This is a genomic window from Streptomyces sp. NPDC002209 (assembly GCF_042890265.1).
In the GTDB taxonomy this organism is placed as follows: domain Bacteria; phylum Actinomycetota; class Actinomycetes; order Streptomycetales; family Streptomycetaceae; genus Streptomyces.
Map to the genome: position 1 here is coordinate 284,888 of NZ_JBIARX010000008.1, position 17,161 is coordinate 302,048.

Below are 17,161 nucleotides of genomic sequence, written 5' to 3' on the forward strand. Positions count from 1 at the left end.
AATGAACGGCCGGGGGTGCTACAGGTCAGCACGCCTGCGGATCTTGTTGCCCAGCCACACCAGCGGGTCGTACTTGCGGTCCACCGCCCGTTCCTTCAGCGGGATCAGCGCATTGTCGGTGATCTTGATGCCCTCGGGGCAGACCTCCGTACAGCACTTGGTGATGTTGCAGTAGCCGAGTCCGTGCTCCTCCTGGGCCGTGCGCTTGCGGTCCAGGCCCGCCTCCGCCGCCGCGTCCAGCGGGTGCATGTCCAGCTCCGCGACCCGCATCAGGAAGCGCGGACCGGCGAACACCTGCTTGTTCTCCTCGTGGTCGCGCACCACGTGGCAGGTGTCCTGGCACAGGAAGCACTCGATGCACTTCCTGAACTCCTGCGAGCGGTCCACGTCCACCTGCTGCATCCGGTACGCCCCCGGAGCCACCCCTTCCGGCGGGACGAAGGCCGGGACCTCGCGGGCCTTGCGGTAGTTGAAGGACACGTCCGTGACCAGGTCCCGGACGACCGGGAAGGCGCGCAGCGGCGTGACCGTGATCGTCTCGGCCCGGTCGAAGGTCGACATGCGCGTCATGCACATCAGCCGCGGCCGGCCGTTGATCTCCGCGCTGCACGAACCGCACTTGCCCGCCTTGCAGTTCCAGCGCACCGCCAGGTCCGAGGCCTGGGTGGCCTGGAGCCGGTGGACGATGTCCAGGACGACCTCGCCGTCGTGCACCTCGACGGTGAAGTCCCTGAGCGATCCGCCCTCGGCGTCACCCCGCCAGATCCGGAAGCTCGCGTCGTACGTACTCATTCGTAGAGCTCCTCTTCGGCGAGGTACTTGACCAGCTCTTCCTTCTCGAAGAGCGCGAGCAGGTCGGGGCGGATGGGTTCGGTCCGGGTCCGGACGAGGGAGATCCGGTCGGCGGCGGGGTCCTCGGGCGCCGGGTCCACCGGTCGGCACAGCAGGTTCACCGGACGCCAGCTGCGTTCCATCGACGGGCAGTCCTCCCGGGTGTGCCCGCCGCGGCTCTCGGTGCGCTCCAGGGCCGCGCGGGCCACGCACTCGCTGACCAGCAGCATGTTGCGCAGGTCCAGGGCGAGGTGCCAGCCCGGGTTGAACTGCCGGTGCCCCTCGACCCCGGCCCGGGCCGCCCGTACGCGCAGACCCGCCAGTTTCTCCAGGGCCTCGGCCATCTCGCCCTCGCGGCGGATGATCCCGACCAGGTCGTTCATGGTCGTCTGGAGCTCCTGGTGGAGCGTGTACGGGTTCTCCGCGCCCTCGGCGGCATGGAACGGGGCCAGCGCCTCCGCCGCGGCCGCGTCGATCTCCGCCTGGGAGACCGCGGGCAGCGCCCCGGCGAGGCCGGTGGCGTACTCGGCCGCGTGCAGGCCGGCCCGCCGGCCGAACACCAGCAGGTCGGACAGGGAGTTCCCGCCGAGCCGGTTCGAGCCGTGCATGCCGCCCGCGACCTCGCCCGCCGCGAACAGGCCCGGAACCCCGACGGTGGCCGCGGTGTCGGAGTCGACCGCGATCCCGCCCATCACGTAGTGGCAGGTCGGGCCGACCTCCATCGGCTCGGCGGTGATGTCCACGTCCGCCAGCTCCTTGAACTGGTGGTACATGGAGGGCAGCCGCCGCTTGATCCGCTCGGCCGGCATCCGGGTGGACACGTCGAGGAAGACCCCGCCGTGCGGGGAGCCGCGGCCCGCCTTGACCTCGGAGTTGATGGCCCGGGCCACCTCGTCGCGGGGGAGCAGCTCGGGCGGGCGCCGGTTGTGGTCCGGGTCCTCGTACCAGCGGTCGCCCTCCTCCTCGGACTCCGCGTACTTCTCCTTGAAGACGTCCGGGACGTAGTCGAACATGAACCGCTTGCCCTCGCTGTTGCGCAGCACCCCGCCGTCGCCGCGCACCGACTCGGTGACGAGGATGCCCTTGACCGAGGGGGGCCAGACCATGCCGGTCGGGTGGAACTGCACGAACTCCATGTTCAGCAGCGGTGCGCCCGCGAGCAGCGCCAGCGCGTGGCCGTCGCCCGTGTACTCCCAGGAGTTGGACGTCGTCTTGAACGACTTGCCGATCCCGCCCGTGGCCAGGACCACCGCCGGAGCCTCCAGGACGAAGAACCGGCCGGACTCGCGCTCGTAGCAGAAGGCCCCCGAGACCCTCTCCCCGCCGTTCGGGCCGCGATCCTTGAGCACCCGGGTGACCGTGCACTCCTGGAAGACCTTGAGCCGGGCCTCGTAGTCCCCGAACTCCTTGAAGTCCTCCTGCTGGAGCTGGACGATCTTCTGCTGGAGGGTGCGGATCAGCTCCAGGCCGGTCCGGTCGCCCACGTGGGCGAGGCGCGGGTACTCGTGCCCGCCGAAGTTGCGCTGGGAGATCTTCCCGTCCGGGGTGCGGTCGAAGAGCGCCCCCCAGGTCTCCAGCTCCCAGACCCGGTCCGGGGCCTCCTTCGCGTGGAGTTCCGCCATCCGCCACTGGTTCAGGAACTTCCCGCCGCGCATGGTGTCGCGGAAGTGCACCTTCCAGTTGTCGCCCTCGTTGACGTTGCCCATGGAGGCGGCGATCCCGCCCTCCGCCATCACCGTATGGGCCTTGCCGAACAGGGACTTGCAGATCACGGCCGTGCGCCTGCCCCGCTCGCGCGCCTCGATCGCAGCCCGCAGCCCGGCGCCGCCCGCACCGACCACGACCACGTCCCACTGCTGCCGGTCGACTTGAGCCATGTCAGAAGAACCTCGGATCGTTGAAGGCGCCGCTGGCCAGCAGGTACACGTAGAAGTCGCACAGGGCGACGCTGATCAGCGAGGCCCACGCGAGCTGCATGTGGCGGGTGTTGAGCCGGCTGACCCAGCCCCACAGCCGGTAGCGCACCGGATGCTTGGAGAAGTGCCGCAGGCGGCCGCCCATGATGTGCCGGCACGAGTGGCAGGACAGCGTGTAGGCCCAGATCAGCGTGATGTTGACGAGGAACAGCAGCGTCCCGAGGCCCATGTGGCCCCACGCGTAGTGCTCGTCGCGGAAGGTCAGCACCGTGTCGTACGTGAGGATGCCGGCGACGGGCAGCGCCGCGTAGAAGAAGTACCGGTGGATGTTCTGGAGGATCAGCGGGAAGCGGGTCTCGCCGGTGTACTTCGCGTGCGGTTCGGCGACGGCGCAGGCGGGCGGCGAGGCCCAGAAGCCCCGGTAGTAGGCCTTGCGGTAGTAGTAGCAGGTCAGCCGGAAGCCGAGCGGGAAGATCAGGATCAGCAGGGCGGGGGACAGGCCCCACCAGCTGCCGAACAGGTCCAGGTTGGGGCCGCCGCGCATCTCCTGGCAGTTCTCCGCGAGACACGGGGAGTAGAACGGGGAGACGTACGGGGCCGCGTAGTAGTCGGCGTTGGCGAAGGCCCGCCACGTCGAGTAGACGATGAAGGCGAGCAGTCCGGCCGCGGTGACGGCGGGGGCCAGCCACCACCGGTCGGTGCGCAGGTGCCGGGCGGCGATCTCGGCCCGGGAGGCGTCGTGGACGCCGGTCAGCTGCCGGGGTGGTTCCGTGCCTGTGGCCAAGGGGGACTCCGGGTGGAGTGATGACGGATGACCCACCAGGCCCAGCCGCGGACGGCTGGGCCTGGTGGGGTGCGGGGTGCCGGCGGGTGCGGGGTGCGGGGCCGCGTACGCCAGGGTCAGGGTGCCCGGCGGTCGCGGGCGCCGAGACCCTCGTCGTCGACGTCCTTCCACAGCGAGCTGTCGTACGGGGCGTCCGGAACGGAGACCATCCCCTCCTGGCGTGCGGCCCGCGGGGTGTCCGGGGCCTGCCGGGCTGCGTCCTTGACGTCTCGCTCCAGCCGGTCGACCGAGCGGACCAGCTCGTTCAGGTTGCGCCGTACGGCGGTCAAATCGTCTTGCAGGGACATGACTTGCCCTCACTTCCGCTGGTTGCGGTGGCAACGCTCATGTGCGCCTGCGAGTGTCGCGCCTCCCGTCCCCCGTTGTGAAGGGACGTGCAGCGATTGCGGGCGCGCAGGCGCAATCTGTGCGCCCCTCCCTGCCCCCAGTTTGATCCCTCTTCCGAGGGAACGCCCGTCCGTGACGCAAGTGGGATTGGTCCGCACGGGTGGGGTTCGCGGCGTGGCGAGGGTCTGCTGCGAGAGGTGCGGCGGGCTGTGGATTTCAGTGTGTTGCGGCACCCAGTGTGATCAGCTCCATATACCGCCAAACGTGATCAAGCTGCCCCTTTCACGCCCCGCCCCGGAGGTACCACCCATGTCCCAGAGAAGGCGCAGGTCCTTGGCGCTCCTGACCTCGGGAGTCCTCGCACTGCCGCTGCTCGCGGGCTGCGGCGCCGGTGACGACGAAGGGGGTCCCGTGGCCGCCGGCCAGGACATCGCGGCCACGGCCCGCGACAAGGTCGCCGACGGCGGGGTGCTGCGCTGGGCCGTGGACGGCCTCCCGGACACCCTGAACACCTTCCAGGCCGATGCGGACGCCACCACCAGCCGGATCGCCGGGGCGGTGCTGCCCCAGCTGTTCACGCTGGACGCCAAGGGCCGGCCGGTGGCCAACCCGGACTACCTGGAGAAGGCCGAGGTCGTCGAGCGCGAGCCCAAGCAGGTCGTCCTGTACAAGCTGAACCAGCAGGCGGTGTGGAGCGACGGGCGCGAGATCGGCGCCGCCGACTTCGTGGCGCAGTGGCGGGCCCTGAGCGGCAAGGACTCCGCCTACTGGACCGCCCGCAACGCCGGATACGACCGGATCGAGAAGATCGAGCGCGGCAAGACCGACCTCGAGGTCAAGGTCACCTTCGCCAAGCCGTACACCGACTGGCGCTCCCTGTTCTCCCCGCTCTACCCCAAGCAGGTCACCGGTACCCCGGACGCCTTCAACGAGGGCGCCCGCGGCACCCTCAAGGTCACCGCCGGACCCTTCAACCTCGGGGCGATCGACAAGAAGACCGGCACCGCGGCGCTGACCCGCAACGCCCGCTGGTGGGGCCGGCCGGCCAAGCTGGACACGCTGGTCCTGACCGCCGTGCCGCGGGCCCAGCGCCCGGCCGCGCTGGCCGCGGGCAAGGTCGACCTGGCGGAGATCGACCGTGCCGGAGCCGACCGGATCGCGCTGGCCGCCCGGGACGCGGCGGGCACCCCGGGCTCGGGCGGGGCCCCGGCGCACGGGCCGGGCGCCTCGGTGACCCCGGCCGAGGCCACGCTGTCGTGGGCGATCGCCTACGGCGCCGACGAGGGCAAGGCGGCGACGGAACGGGAGAACCGGGCGCAGAACGCCGACGCGGCGAAGAAGTACGCCGACGAGCAGTCGGCCCTGCGCACCTTCACGGTCCGCAAGTCCCTGGAGCCGGCCTACACGCAGCTCGCCCTGAACGGGGCCTCCGGCCCGCTGGCCGACGAGCGGGTCCGGCGGGCGGTGGCCCGGGCACTGGACCGCAAGGAATTGGCCGAGATCGTACTGAAGCCCCTGGGCCTGCCGGCGAAGCCGGTCGGCAGCCACGTGGCGCTGGCCGGGCAGCGGGCGTACGCGGACAACAGCGAAGCGCTCGGCGGCAAGGACATCCATGCGGCCGAGGCCCTGCTCGCGGACGCGGGCTGGCGCCGGGGCGGCAAGCTCACCGAGCCGGTGGGCGCGAAGGCCGGCTCCGAGAACGCGCAGGACGGCCAGGACGACTCGAAGACCCCGTCGGGTCCGGGCACCGGGAACGACGGGCTGTACATCGTGGGCGAGACCGACGAGCGCAACGGCGACAGCCTGGAGCGGGGGCTCCCGGCGGTCAGGTCCGCGATCAAGGCGGACGCGGAAACGTTCGCGCAGGGCGACCGGCGCGACCGGCGCGACCAGGGCGACCAGGGCGCCGGGAACGACCTCTTCGCCCAGGGCGGGCGCCTTTCCCCGGTACTGGCCGCGGCCCCGCTCGCGGACGAGCAGCGGGCGGCCCTCCTCGCCCAGGCCGAAGCCCTCGGCGCGGAGGCCTCCGGCCCGGCGGACCCGGCGGTCGCCGCGGACGCCCCGGACGCCGCGGACGCCGCCGGCGACGCCAAGAGCGGCCCGGCCCGCGACGGCGCCGCCCCGGAGCCCGGCCGGGCCGGGAGCAGCCCCAGCCCGGCGCCGGCCCCGGTCAAGCAGAGCCGCAACTCCGGAAACATGCTGGCCAAGGACGGCAAGGCGCTCTCGCTGCGCTTCGTCCTCCCGGCCGGACCCGGCTCCGAGGCCCTGCGCACGGTCGGCGAGCGGATCGCCCAGATGCTCCAGAAGGTCGGCGTGCACACCGAGCTCACGAAGGTGGCCGACGAGAGCTTCTTCAAGGACCACGTCGCCTCGGGCCAGTACGACCTGGCGCTCTACTCGTGGCCGGCGACGGCCTACCCGGCCACCGACGCCCGCCCCATCTTCGCCAAGCCGGAGCCGGCCGCCGACGGCTCGCTCCTCGTCGAACAGAACTACACAAGGGTCGGCACCGACCACATCGACCAGCTCTTCGACCAGGCGCTCGGCGAGCTCGACGAGGAGGCCTCGCGCGAGCTGATGCGCAAGGCCGACGCCCGGATCTGGGCCGCCGCCGGCTCCATCCCGCTGTACCAGCGCCCCGAGCTGGTGGCCGCCAAGCCGAACCTGGCCAACGCCGGCGCCTTCGGCCTCGGCACCCCCCGTTTCCAGGACATCGGCTGGAAGAAGGCTCAAGCCGCCAAGGAAAACCAGGAGAAGAAGAAGTGACAAAACGGGGCCAGAGAGATTGAGCTTCGGCTCACAAGCTCAGATGTGACTCAAGTCGCTTGCCCGCCGGATCTCCGGCGGGCAAGGTCGTGTCATACCCATTGACCACGCCTGTTGACCCGCAGCAATCCCGCAGGACCCGAGGCCGGGACACCCCACCCCACACCCGGCCCTTCTCAGTCATCCGGCCTCTTGACAGACCCCCCGGCGAGCGGTTCCCGCCACGCGACGTACGATGGGGTAAGGCCGTGGCAGGTTTTCCGCCCGGTCGAGGCGCGCGTGCCGGACCGTACGCGACGCCATCCACGATCCCGGGAGAAGCGCCGAAGTGCCCACGCGCCACGACATCCGTAACGTCGCCATCGTCGCCCACGTCGACCATGGCAAGACGACCATCGTCGATGCCATGCTCAAGCAGGCCGGTGCCTTCGCCGCCCACCAGCACCTCGACGACCGCATGATGGACTCGAACGACCTGGAGCGTGAGAAGGGCATCACGATCCTCGCCAAGAACACGGCGGTGAAGTATCACCCCAAGGACGGCGGGGCCCCGATCACGATCAACATCATCGACACCCCCGGCCACGCCGACTTCGGTGGCGAGGTCGAGCGCGGTCTGTCGATGGTGGACGCCGTCGTCCTGCTGGTGGACGCCTCCGAGGGTCCGCTGCCCCAGACCCGCTTCGTCCTGCGCAAGGCCCTGCAGGCGAAGATGCCGGTCATCCTCTGCATCAACAAGACGGACCGCCCGGACTCCCGGATCGACGACGTCGTCAACGAGACGTACGACCTCTTCCTGGACCTGGACGCGACCGAGGAGCAGATCGAGTTCCCGATCGTCTACGCCTGCGGCCGTGACGGCATCGCCTCGCTGACCAAGCCCGAGGACGGCACCGTCCCCGCGGACAGCGACAGCCTGGAGCCGTTCTTCTCCACCATCCTGGAGCACGTCCCCGCCCCGGTGTACGACGAGGAGGCCCCCCTCCAGGCCCACGTCACCAACCTGGACGCCGACAACTTCCTCGGCCGCATCGCGCTGCTCCGCGTCGAGCAGGGCGAGCTGCGCAAGGGCCAGACCGTCGCGTGGATCAAGCGTGACGGCACCATGTCGAACGTCCGCATCACCGAGCTGATGATGACCGAGGCGCTCACCCGCAAGCCGGCCGAGGTGGCGGGCCCGGGTGACATCTGCGCGGTCGCCGGTATCCCCGACATCATGATCGGCGAGACCCTGGCGGACCCGGAGAACCCGATCGCGCTGCCGCTGATCTCGGTCGACGAGCCGGCGATCTCCATGACCATCGGTACGAACACCTCGCCGCTGGTCGGCCGCGGCGGCACGGGCAAGGGCGCGGACGCGAAGTCCGCGGTCAAGGACCGCAAGGTCACCGCCCGCCAGGTCAAGGACCGGCTGGACCGCGAGCTGATCGGTAACGTCTCCCTCCGCGTGCTCGACACCGAGCGCCCGGACGCCTGGGAGGTCCAGGGCCGCGGTGAGCTCGCGCTCGCCATCCTGGTCGAGCAGATGCGCCGCGAGGGCTTCGAGCTGACCATCGGCAAGCCGCAGGTCGTCACGCAGGAGATCGACGGCAAGGTGCACGAGCCGGTCGAGCGCATGACGATCGACGTGCCCGAGGAGCACATGGGTGCGGTCACGCAGCTCATGGGCGTCCGCAAGGGCCGCATGGACAACATGTCGAACCACGGCTCCGGCTGGGTCCGCATGGAGTTCGTCGTCCCGTCGCGCGGCCTCATCGGCTTCCGCACGGAGTTCCTGACCAACACCCGCGGTACGGGTATCGCCCACTCGATCCACGAGGGCCACGAGCCGTGGTTCGGCCAGCTGGTCACCCGTAACAACGGCTCGCTGGTCGCCGACCGCGCCGGTGCGGTCACGCCGTTCGCGATGATCAACCTGCAGGAGCGCGGCGTCCTGTTCACCGACCCCGGCACCGAGGTGTACGAGGGCATGATCGTCGGCGAGAACTCGCGCTCCGACGACATGGACGTGAACATCACGAAGGAGAAGAAGCTCACCAACATGCGTGCGGCTTCGGCGGACAACACGGAGAACGTGATTCCGCCGCGCAAGCTCTCCCTCGAGCAGTCCCTGGAGTTCTGCCGCGACGACGAGTGCGTCGAGGTGACCCCGGAGGCCGTCCGCATCCGCAAGGTCGTCCTGGACCAGAAGGAGCGCTCGCGCACCGCGTCGCGCGCCAAGTCCGGCAAGTAACACCTGCGCAGTACGGCTCACAGCCCGGCCCCGCACGGATTTCCGTGCGGGGCCGGGCTTTTTCGTGCCCGTGCCCGTGCCCGTGCCCGCGCCCGGTTTCCCGGTTCCGGGACAACAGCGGGACAGCCGCCTCATGAAGGCCAGGACCGCATTCGAGCATCCTGGTGAAGTCCGCTCCAGAGGGAGCGAACGAGAGGAGAGGCTGATGCCGCAGATTGAGATCGAATTCCCGGCCATCGCGCAGAGCCGGCTGAAGGACGAGAGCGTCCCGCAGATCGGCAGCGATTCCGCCGAAGAGCGTGCCTGGGTTCCCGCTTACTGGGCCACGCCCGCCGCTGCCTGAGCGTCAAATCCAGACCGGGGGGTGCCACGTTCCGGGCACCCCCCGGTTCCTTTTTCCTGCACCCAGTACCGGACGGTGTATTCGATGTCGCTTGTAGCATCACGTCATTCCTCCCGAGAGAACATCGACCGCGCGGATGCGCTGCTGGTCGCCGATGACCGGTTCGGAGACTCCGGGGCCATCGTTGAACGCAATGTGGCCCGCTTCGTCCTCGGCCTGCGCCTGCTGGCGCAAAGGGACGCCCGCCACCCGGAGGTCTTGCACCGGCTCTCGCTGCTGAGCCGCGAGGAACTGCTCCCGCTGCTCGGCGACCCGGTCCTGCGCAATGCGTTCGAGGACGACATGGCCAAGCTGGAGAACGGCCACTCCGGCGCCCTCGGCCTGGCCGAACTGGCCGCCCACCTGCCACTCGAACCGGACGACCTGGGGCCGTGCGAGCGGATGGCCACCCCGCACATCAGGCCGTGGCCGGAGCACGGGCCCGCCTGGCTGTGGACCGAGATGAGTCCTGTCGACCGGGTGCGGGGAGAGCTGTCGGCCCGGCTGCGCCGGCTCTACGACGGCAGCATCGAGGGCGGGCCGAAGGCGGACCCCGTCATCCCGACCCCGGACATGTGCCTGCAGCTGAGCAGGGGAGCCGACCTGCTCACGCGGCTGCTCCCGCAGGTCGGGCCCAGCGTGCTGCGGCACGTCTCCGTCGTGGGCTTCACCCGGGGGGACTCGGCCGACGGCCCGCTGCAGTCGCTCTCGGGCGGCGACCCCCTCCCGTCGGCCATCCTGATGGCCCCGGAGCGCCTCGCCGACCCGTGGACGGCCGCCGAGACCCTCCTGCACGAGGGCGTCCACCTCAAGCTCTTCGACGCGCTGCGCTCGGGCGCGCTCCTGCAGGACGCGGACCTGTCCGTGCCGATCCCGTGGCGGCACACGCCGTGGCGCGTCGTCAGGGTGCTCGTCGCGCTCCACTTCTACGTCCACATGCTGGTGTTCCAGGAGGCCGCCCGGCACGCGGACGACACCATCCGCGCGGAATTCGGCGATCCCCCCTCGGGGGAGGTCGTCGACGAGGTCAGCCCCGGCACGGAGGCGGCCGGGAACGGCACCTACGGGACGAGCCTGGACCGCGCCCGCTACCTGGCCGGATACGTCCTCGACCTCCCGCAGGACCGCCTGACGCCCGACGGCCGCCGTTTCATGCGCTGGCTCCTGGACGCACTGAACCTGGTGCACGAGAACTCCGGGGTCACGCCGCCCACGGGGGTGGCAGGCGTGGCCCCGGCCCAGCCCCCCGCCGTGCCGCAGAGCGCGGTGGTACGCCGTACGACGTGCGCGATGGCCCGCCCGCTGCCCGAGCGGGGGGAGCTGCTCCTGGTGAACACGGACAGCGCCGCGATGCACTGGCTCAACGCGCGCTCCTGGCTGATCTATTCGCTGTGCGACGGCCGCGACGTGGGCTCGGTACGCGATGAATACGGCCGGCGGGCAGGAGTCGATTCCGACTCGGCGCGCACCCACGTCGACTCCTGCATCGCGGAACTCACGGCCGCCGGCCTGTTGTCCTGAGCGAATTCATTGCTGATTCCAGGACAGCCAGGGGACACTTTCGGGACATCCGCACCTGGAAGCCGGGACAGGAATCGTTCCAATATGTCTCTCGTGCCAGCCGAATGATTATCGGAGGAGAGAGCAATGTCAGTCATGGTCATGGAGCCGAGTGTCCAGGAATTCGATTTCGATGAATTCGACCTCGATGTGCGCATCGCTGTGAGCTCCGGCTTCGATGCCACCGAGGGCGGCTTCAGCAACTGGCACTCCTGCAAGGGGACCTGCGACTACTGCGTCCCCCCGCCGATCAGCTGCAAGTAGGAAGAGCAAGCGGATCGGCGACGGCCCGCCCGCAAGGGCGGGCCGTCGCCCTCCCGGCACTAAGGGGTCATGAATGTCCAGCGAGCGAGTTTTTGTCATATCGCCTCGGAAGTGCGGAACTCACCTCGTTCAGGAGCTGCTCGTCGGGCTCGGCTACGGCGTCTACGGTGAGCCCGTACCGCCGTCGGGCGGCCGGCCGGCGTTCAGCCTCCGCGAGCGGCTCGCCATGGCGGAGCAGTTCCTCGATCCCGCGACCGTGGCCGACTCGCTCTTCAACCCGCACTCCTTCACCCTCAACAAGGGCCGCACCGGGCGCTGGCGGGAGACCTTCTCGCCCGCTCACGTGGAGCGGTTCGAGAGCAGGTTCGGCCACCTCCTCGACAGCTTCGGCTACCCGCGACGGGGCGCACAGTGATCGACGGACCCCTTGCGGAGCAGGCGCGGCGCACCGCACACCTGATCACCTCGCGCCTCGCCGATCCCGGGTACGTGGCCGACCGCGTGGCCGCGTCGATCGAGGACCCCAACACCCCCGGCCCCCGGCAGGTGAGCTCGCTGCTCGCGGGGGACGCCGGGCTGGCCCTGCTGCTGCGCCTGGCCTCGGAGGCAGGGTCGGGATCCGGTGACCACTGGCGGCGGACGGCGCACGCGGTGCTGCTGAGGATGAGCGTGCCGGTGGCGCTGGCCGTCTGCCTCGCGCCGGTGCCCGCCGCGCTGGTGGGCCTGTACTTCAGCCGGCGATCCCACGCGGCGGAGCACGCACGGACGGAGGGGCGCAGGCGGCTCACCTGTCTGGAGCACCTGCTGACCAACGACCGGACGTACAAGGAGACGCGCCTGTTCGGCCTGCTCAGCGCGGGCACCACGGCGGCGGCGATCCTGCTGTCGGTGCGTTCCGCCCTGGACACCGGCCAGGTGGGCGCGCTCGCGGGGGACATCGCCGGCATCGCCCTGATCCGGACATCGGTGCGGAGCCTGTGCACGAGCGGTGTGCAGCTCTACGAGAACAACCTCTTCCTGGGGCACCTGTTCTCGTTCATGGACATGGAGGAGCAGCCGGCCGCCGACCCGGGCGGGCTCCCCCTCCCGCCCGTGCTGCGCCACGGCATCGAGTTCCGCGACGTCTCCTTCAGCTACCCGGGCGATTCCGGGCCGCCCGTCCTCGACGGGGTCTCCTTCACCGTGCCGGCCGGATCCTGCGTGGCCCTCGTCGGCAGGAACGGCGCGGGCAAGTCCACCCTGCTCAAGCTCCCCACCCGGTTCTACGAGCCGACCGGCGGCAGCATCCTCCTCGACGGACGGCCGCTCACGGACTACGCGCTGAACGAGCTCAGGGACAGCATCGGGGTGATCTTCCAGGACTACCAGGAGTACGAGGCACCCGTCCGGGAGAACATCGGCTTCGGCAAGGTGTCCGCCCTGGGCGACGACCACCTGCTGCGGGAAGCCGCCGAGACGGCCGGAGCCCGCGAAGTCCTGGCCGGGCTCCCGCGCGGTCTCGACGCCCAGCTCGGCCGCTGGTTCTCCGGCGGGCACCAGCTCTCCGGCGGCCAGTGGCAGAAGGTGGCCCTGGCCCGGGCGGTGGTCCGCAAGGCCCCGATCATGATCCTCGACGAGCCCACGGCCGCCATCGACGCCGCTGCGGAGGCAGAGGTCTTCGACGTGCTGCGCAGCGTCCGCACCCGGACCACCTCGCTACTGGTCGCACACCGCTTCTCCGCCGTCCGCACCGCCGACCACATCGTGGTGCTCGACGGCGGCCGGATCCTCGAACAGGGTTCGCACGAGGAGCTCATGGACGCCGACGGTATGTACGCCTCCCTCTTCGGCCTCCAGGCCGCCGGGTACCACTGACCGGCCTGCGCCGCGCCCCCGGACCGCCGTCAGCCCCTCATGCCCATCCCCGCCTCCCGGGCGTAGACCACCGCCTGCGCCCGGCAGTTGACGCCGATCTTCCCGAAGACGGCCGAGACGTGGTTGCGTACCGTCTTGTCGGCCAGGGTCAGGGCGCGGGCGATCCGGCGGTTGTCGTACCCGCGGCCCACGAGGTCGAGGATCTCGCGCTCGCGCCGGGTCAGCATGGGCAGCGGATCCTGCCCCGCGGCCCGGTCCGGCGACCGCAGCAGACCCGCGACGAGCCGGGCCGCGTCGTCACCGGCGACCATGAACCCGTCGCCCACCATGTGCACGGCGCTGACCACCTCCTGCGTCCCCGCCGACTTGGACACGTACCCGCGAACCCCGGCCACGAGGGCCGAACGCAGCAGCCCGACGTCGTCGCCGTGCCGCGTCATCCCGAGGACTCCCGTCAGCCCGGCGTCGCGGACCAGCGATCTGCACACCTCCAGGGAGGCGGAACCGGGCAGGTCCAGGTCCATCAGGACCACGTCGGGGGCGGTGCTCCGGACGAGGGGCACGACACGGCCGGCTTCCCCGGTCTCCGCGACGATGTCGATGCCCTCCGTGCCGTCGAGTGCCGAACGGATGCCGGCCCGCAGGAGCGGGTGGCACTCCACGACGGCGACGCGAAGGGTGGCGGCGCGAAGGGCGTTCTGGTCGGACGCAGTCTTGGTCATGAATGCAACTCCGGTGTGGCGCGGTCACGTCACGGCAGCATGCGAAAGTCCCGCTAGCGGATGACTAGCGGGGCTACGCGGAACCTTCCCGTACTCTCGAGCGTCAACGGGGAGGGGGCGGATGTTCGACTATCGGATTCTGGGGCCACTGGACGTACTGCGCGCCGGGGAGTCCGTGGCGATCACGGCTCCCAAGGAGCGTGATCTGCTCGCCCTGCTGCTGCTCAAGGCGGACCGGCCGGTTCCGGCCGACGAGCTGATTGACGGGCTCTGGGGCAGCACGCCTCCCTCGACGGCCCGCACGACCCTGCAGAACTACGTCAAGCGGCTGCGCCACGCCCTGCAAGGGGGCCGCGAGGACCGGGGCGCCCTGCTGACCCGGCCCGGGGGATACGTGCTCCTGCTCGACCAGGGAGTGCTGGATCTACGGGAGTTCGAGCAGCTGACCCGCGGCGCAGCCGAGGCGGCGGAGCGCGGCGACGACGCCACGGCGTCGGCGCGGCTGAGGGCGGCGCTCGCGCTGTGGCGCGGGGAGGCACTGGCGGGCAGCCGCGCGGAGCAGCTGGCCCAGGTCGAGGCGCCGCGGCTGAACGAATCCCGGATGGTCGCCTTAGAGAACCGGGTCCAGGCGGACCTGCGGCTGGGCCGCCACGCCGACGTCATCATCGACGTCCAGTCCGCCATCGCCGGCCACCCGCTGCGCGAGCGGCTGCACGGCCAGCTGATGCTCGCCCTGTACCGCTCGGGCCGCCGGGGCGAGGCCCTCACCGCCTACCGCGACGCGCGCGCCCAGCTCGTCCGCGACCTGGGGCTGGAGCCCGGCCCCGAACTGATCGCGCTGCACCGGCGCATCCTCGCCGACGACCCGGTGCTCCTGGAACCCCGGGCACGGCGGGCCGAGCAGGGCGGGCCCGCCGAACGTCGCTCCGACGGCGTGCTGCCGGGACCGGGACCGGGACCGGCGCCGGCCCTGCCCGCTCAGCTTCCCGGATCCACCGCGGCGTTCGCCGGGCGGCGCGAAGCGATGCGGCAGCTCGACATGATGCTGCCCGCCACCGGGGCCCCGTCCTCGGGAGCGGTCCGGATCGGCCTGATCACAGGGCAGGGCGGTGCGGGAAAGACGACCCTGGCCGTGCACTGGGGGCATCACCGGCGGGACGCCTTCCCGGACGGACAGCTCTACGTGAACCTGCGCGGCCACGACGGGGTCCGGCCGCTGCGGCCCATCGACGCGCTCGGCGGTTTCCTGCAGGCCCTGGGCGTGCCCGCGGCGCAGGTCCCGGTCGAGGAGGACGGGGCGGCAGCCCTCTACCGGTCCCTCTGCGCGGGCAAGCGGATCCTCGTCGTCCTGGACAACGCGCGCAGCGCCGATCACGTCCGCCCGCTGTTCCCCGGCAGCTCGCAGTGCCTGGTCCTGGTCACCAGCCGGGACTCGCTGGCCGGGCTGGTCGCGCGGGAAGGCGCGGTCCCGTTGCCGCTGCGCGTGCTGGAGTCCGACGAGGCCGAGGACGTCCTGGTCAACGTCATCGGTGAGGCCCGGGTCCGGGCCGAACCCGAGGCGGCCGCCGCCCTCACCGCCGCGTGCGCCTGTCTGCCGCTCGCCGTCGGGATCACGGCGGCCGACCTGGCCGTCAACCCGACCCGTTCGCTGGCCGACCAGGTGGCCCGGCTGACCGGGGACCGGCTGGGCGCGCTCCAGATACCCGGTGACGAAGGCACCGCCATCCGCGCCGTGTTCGACAATTCCTACGTCGCGCTCCCGCCGGCCGCCGCCCGGATGTTCCGTCGCTTCGGACTCGTCCCCGGGTGCGACGTCCCCCTGCGAGCCGCCGCGGCGCTCGCAGGCGAGGACCTTCCCGGCGCCGCGCGGCTGGTGGACGAGCTGGCCCGGGCCCATCTGCTGGAAGAGCACGCGCCGGGCCGGTTCACCTTCCACGGCCTGTTGCGCGCCTACGCGGTGGAGCGGCTCCGGGAACAGGACGCGGAGGAGGAGCGGGCCGCCGCCCTGGACCGGCTGCACTCCTGGTACCTGGGGAGCGCCGACAGCGCCGTCCGGCTGCTGCAGCCCGAAGCGGTGCGCCTGCCGGTGGACGCCACGGGCGAGGGCCAGGACTTCACCGGCACCCGCGAAGCCCTGGAGTGGATGGACACGGAACGGGCGAACGCGGTGGCCCTGGTCCAGCGTGCCGCGGAACACGGCCCGCGGGAGCTCGCGTGGACCCTTGCCGACACCCTGCGCCCGTACATGATGCGGCGCGCGTACGCGGTCGACTGGCTCGCCGTCGGCGAGGCGGGCCTCGCCGCGGCGGAGGCCGACGGTCACCTGCCCGGCCAGGCGGCGGCCCACCGCAGCCTGGCGAGCGCGTACCTGAACCAGAGCGACTACGGCAGGAGCATGTCCCACGACCGCCGGGCCCTGGAGCTCTACCGCGCGACCGGATCGACGCAGGGCCAGAGCTCCACCCACAACAGCCTCAGCCTCGCCACCTGGTACGTGGGCGATCTGAACAACGCCCTGCTCCATGGTGAGCAGGCCTTCGAGCTGTGCATACGAGCCGGTTTCCGGACCGGCGAGGCCATCACGCTGGGCAATGTGGGGGCGATCCTGCACGAGATGGGCCGGCTGGCCGAGGCCCAGGAGCGGCTGACCAGGGCGCTGCCCCTCTGCGAGGAGCTGGGCTTCCACACGGCCGCCTCCATCGCCGAACGCAACCTCGGGGCGACGCTCTGTGACCTCGGGCACTCGCTGCGGGCCAGGGAGGCCCTCGGGCGGGCGGCCGCAACCCAGCGGCGTCTCGGAAACCAGATCGACCTCGCCTACACCCTGTTCTGGCTGGCCATGACCTTGATCCAGTCGGGCGACCGGTCCGGAGCCCTGGACTCCATCGAGCAGGGGTTCGAGCTGGCGACCGGTGAGGCGCGCGCCGAGGCCTACCTGCTCACGGGCCGGGGCCTGCTCTCGCAAAGCCTGGGCAATCACGACGTCGCCCTGCGGCACTTCCGGCAGGCGGCCGAGCTGGCCCGCCGGTGCGACGCCCGCACGCCGGAGCTGCGCGCCCTGACCGGACTGGCCGGGAGCAGCCTGCGACTGGGCCGGCACGGCGAGGCCGCGGAGCACGCGCAGAGCGCCCGGGCCCTGGCCGCCGCGAGCGGGTACCGCCTCTTCGAGGCGCGGTCCCTCGTGCTGCTGGCGGAACTGGACCTGGCGCGGGGCGGGTTCGAAAGGGCCGCGCGCCGTGCTCGCCGGGCGCTCGGCATCCAGACGCAGGCCGGGCATCCGATCGGGCGGGCCGAGGCCCTCCTGGCCCTCGGCCATGCCCTGCGGCAGGCGGGCGACGAGGGCGGAACCCTCGGGGCGTGGGCCCAGGCCCTGGAGGTCTACGAGTCCCTCGGCGCGGGCCGCCGGCACGAGGTCCGGGCCCTGATGGGCCGTTGATCGCACAGGGGCCCGTTCGCTTTTGT

The 17,161-nt window shown here is 71.4% G+C and carries 13 protein-coding genes; 8 read left to right on the plus strand and 5 right to left on the minus strand.

Going from position 1 to position 17,161, the window contains the following annotated elements:
* Positions 1-18: 18 nt before the first annotated feature.
* The 4 genes from ACFYXK_RS18715 to ACFYXK_RS18730 form a co-directional block, all read right to left on the minus strand.
* Positions 19-792, minus strand: a complete 774-nt coding sequence (locus ACFYXK_RS18715; protein ID WP_383504942.1) for a succinate dehydrogenase/fumarate reductase iron-sulfur subunit — start codon at positions 790-792, stop codon at positions 19-21.
* A complete protein-coding gene (locus ACFYXK_RS18720; RefSeq protein WP_389412073.1) occupies positions 789-2,708 on the minus strand; it encodes a fumarate reductase/succinate dehydrogenase flavoprotein subunit in 1,920 nt (639 codons plus the stop codon). Before ACFYXK_RS18720 ends, ACFYXK_RS18715 begins: the two co-directional genes overlap by 4 nt.
* 1 nt (position 2,709) lies before the next feature.
* The gene (locus ACFYXK_RS18725) at positions 2,710-3,531 is read right to left on the minus strand and encodes a hypothetical protein (protein ID WP_389412074.1); all 822 of its coding nucleotides are present in this window, start codon (positions 3,529-3,531) and stop codon (positions 2,710-2,712) included.
* A gap of 116 nt (positions 3,532-3,647) precedes the next feature.
* A complete protein-coding gene (locus tag ACFYXK_RS18730; RefSeq protein ID WP_389412075.1) occupies positions 3,648-3,878 on the minus strand; it encodes a hypothetical protein in 231 nt (76 codons plus the stop codon).
* 349 nt (positions 3,879-4,227) lie between these two features.
* Between ACFYXK_RS18730 and ACFYXK_RS18735 the strand changes: the two genes are divergently transcribed.
* From ACFYXK_RS18735 to ACFYXK_RS18765, 7 genes are all read left to right on the plus strand, one after another.
* Positions 4,228-6,684 (plus strand): ABC transporter family substrate-binding protein, encoded by a 2,457-nt coding sequence (locus ACFYXK_RS18735; RefSeq protein ID WP_389412076.1) that lies wholly within the window; start codon positions 4,228-4,230, stop codon positions 6,682-6,684.
* Positions 6,685-7,012: 328 nt separating this feature from the next.
* Entirely contained in the window at positions 7,013-8,917 is a 1,905-nt protein-coding gene (gene typA, locus ACFYXK_RS18740; RefSeq protein ID WP_389412077.1) for a translational GTPase TypA, read from the plus strand.
* Between the two features lie 205 nt (positions 8,918-9,122).
* Positions 9,123-9,260: a hypothetical protein gene (locus ACFYXK_RS18745; RefSeq protein WP_389412078.1), complete on the plus strand. Its 138-nt coding sequence runs from the start codon at positions 9,123-9,125 to the stop codon at positions 9,258-9,260.
* Between the two features lie 84 nt (positions 9,261-9,344).
* Positions 9,345-10,820, plus strand: coding sequence for a PqqD family protein (locus ACFYXK_RS18750; RefSeq protein ID WP_389412079.1), 1,476 nt, complete (start codon positions 9,345-9,347; stop codon positions 10,818-10,820).
* Between the two features lie 126 nt (positions 10,821-10,946).
* Positions 10,947-11,123, plus strand: a complete 177-nt coding sequence (locus ACFYXK_RS18755; protein WP_389412080.1) for an FDLD family class I lanthipeptide — start codon at positions 10,947-10,949, stop codon at positions 11,121-11,123.
* Between the two features lie 73 nt (positions 11,124-11,196).
* Positions 11,197-11,538, plus strand: coding sequence for a hypothetical protein (locus ACFYXK_RS18760; protein WP_389412081.1), 342 nt, complete (start codon positions 11,197-11,199; stop codon positions 11,536-11,538).
* Positions 11,535-12,977, plus strand: a complete 1,443-nt coding sequence (locus tag ACFYXK_RS18765; RefSeq protein WP_389412082.1) for an ABC transporter ATP-binding protein — start codon at positions 11,535-11,537, stop codon at positions 12,975-12,977. The genes ACFYXK_RS18760 and ACFYXK_RS18765 overlap by 4 nt, the downstream gene beginning before the upstream one ends.
* Before the next feature lie 29 nt (positions 12,978-13,006).
* Here ACFYXK_RS18765 and ACFYXK_RS18770 read toward each other — a convergent pair whose 3' ends face one another.
* On the minus strand, positions 13,007-13,699 hold the full coding sequence (locus ACFYXK_RS18770; protein WP_389412083.1) for a LuxR C-terminal-related transcriptional regulator: 693 nt from the start codon (positions 13,697-13,699) through the stop codon (positions 13,007-13,009).
* A 121-nt stretch (positions 13,700-13,820) separates the two neighbouring features.
* Between ACFYXK_RS18770 and ACFYXK_RS18775 the strand changes: the two genes are divergently transcribed.
* Positions 13,821-17,135 (plus strand): BTAD domain-containing putative transcriptional regulator, encoded by a 3,315-nt coding sequence (locus ACFYXK_RS18775; protein ID WP_389412084.1) that lies wholly within the window; start codon positions 13,821-13,823, stop codon positions 17,133-17,135.
* The last annotated feature ends 26 nt before the right edge of the window (positions 17,136-17,161 follow it).

Coding starts and splice junctions, on each gene's coding strand:
- ACFYXK_RS18770 (WP_389412083.1), bottom strand. CDS start 13,699: ATGACCAAGACTGCGTCCGACCAGAACGCCCTTCGCGCCGCCACCCTT.
- ACFYXK_RS18730 (WP_389412075.1), bottom strand. CDS start 3,878: ATGTCCCTGCAAGACGATTTGACCGCCGTACGGCGCAACCTGAACGAG.
- ACFYXK_RS18775 (WP_389412084.1), top strand. CDS start 13,821: ATGTTCGACTATCGGATTCTGGGGCCACTGGACGTACTGCGCGCCGGG.
- ACFYXK_RS18735 (WP_389412076.1), top strand. CDS start 4,228: ATGTCCCAGAGAAGGCGCAGGTCCTTGGCGCTCCTGACCTCGGGAGTC.
- ACFYXK_RS18760 (WP_389412081.1), top strand. CDS start 11,197: ATGTCCAGCGAGCGAGTTTTTGTCATATCGCCTCGGAAGTGCGGAACT.
- ACFYXK_RS18715 (WP_383504942.1), bottom strand. CDS start 792: ATGAGTACGTACGACGCGAGCTTCCGGATCTGGCGGGGTGACGCCGAG.
- ACFYXK_RS18750 (WP_389412079.1), top strand. CDS start 9,345: ATGTCGCTTGTAGCATCACGTCATTCCTCCCGAGAGAACATCGACCGC.
- ACFYXK_RS18745 (WP_389412078.1), top strand. CDS start 9,123: ATGCCGCAGATTGAGATCGAATTCCCGGCCATCGCGCAGAGCCGGCTG.
- ACFYXK_RS18720 (WP_389412073.1), bottom strand. CDS start 2,708: ATGGCTCAAGTCGACCGGCAGCAGTGGGACGTGGTCGTGGTCGGTGCG.
- ACFYXK_RS18755 (WP_389412080.1), top strand. CDS start 10,947: ATGTCAGTCATGGTCATGGAGCCGAGTGTCCAGGAATTCGATTTCGAT.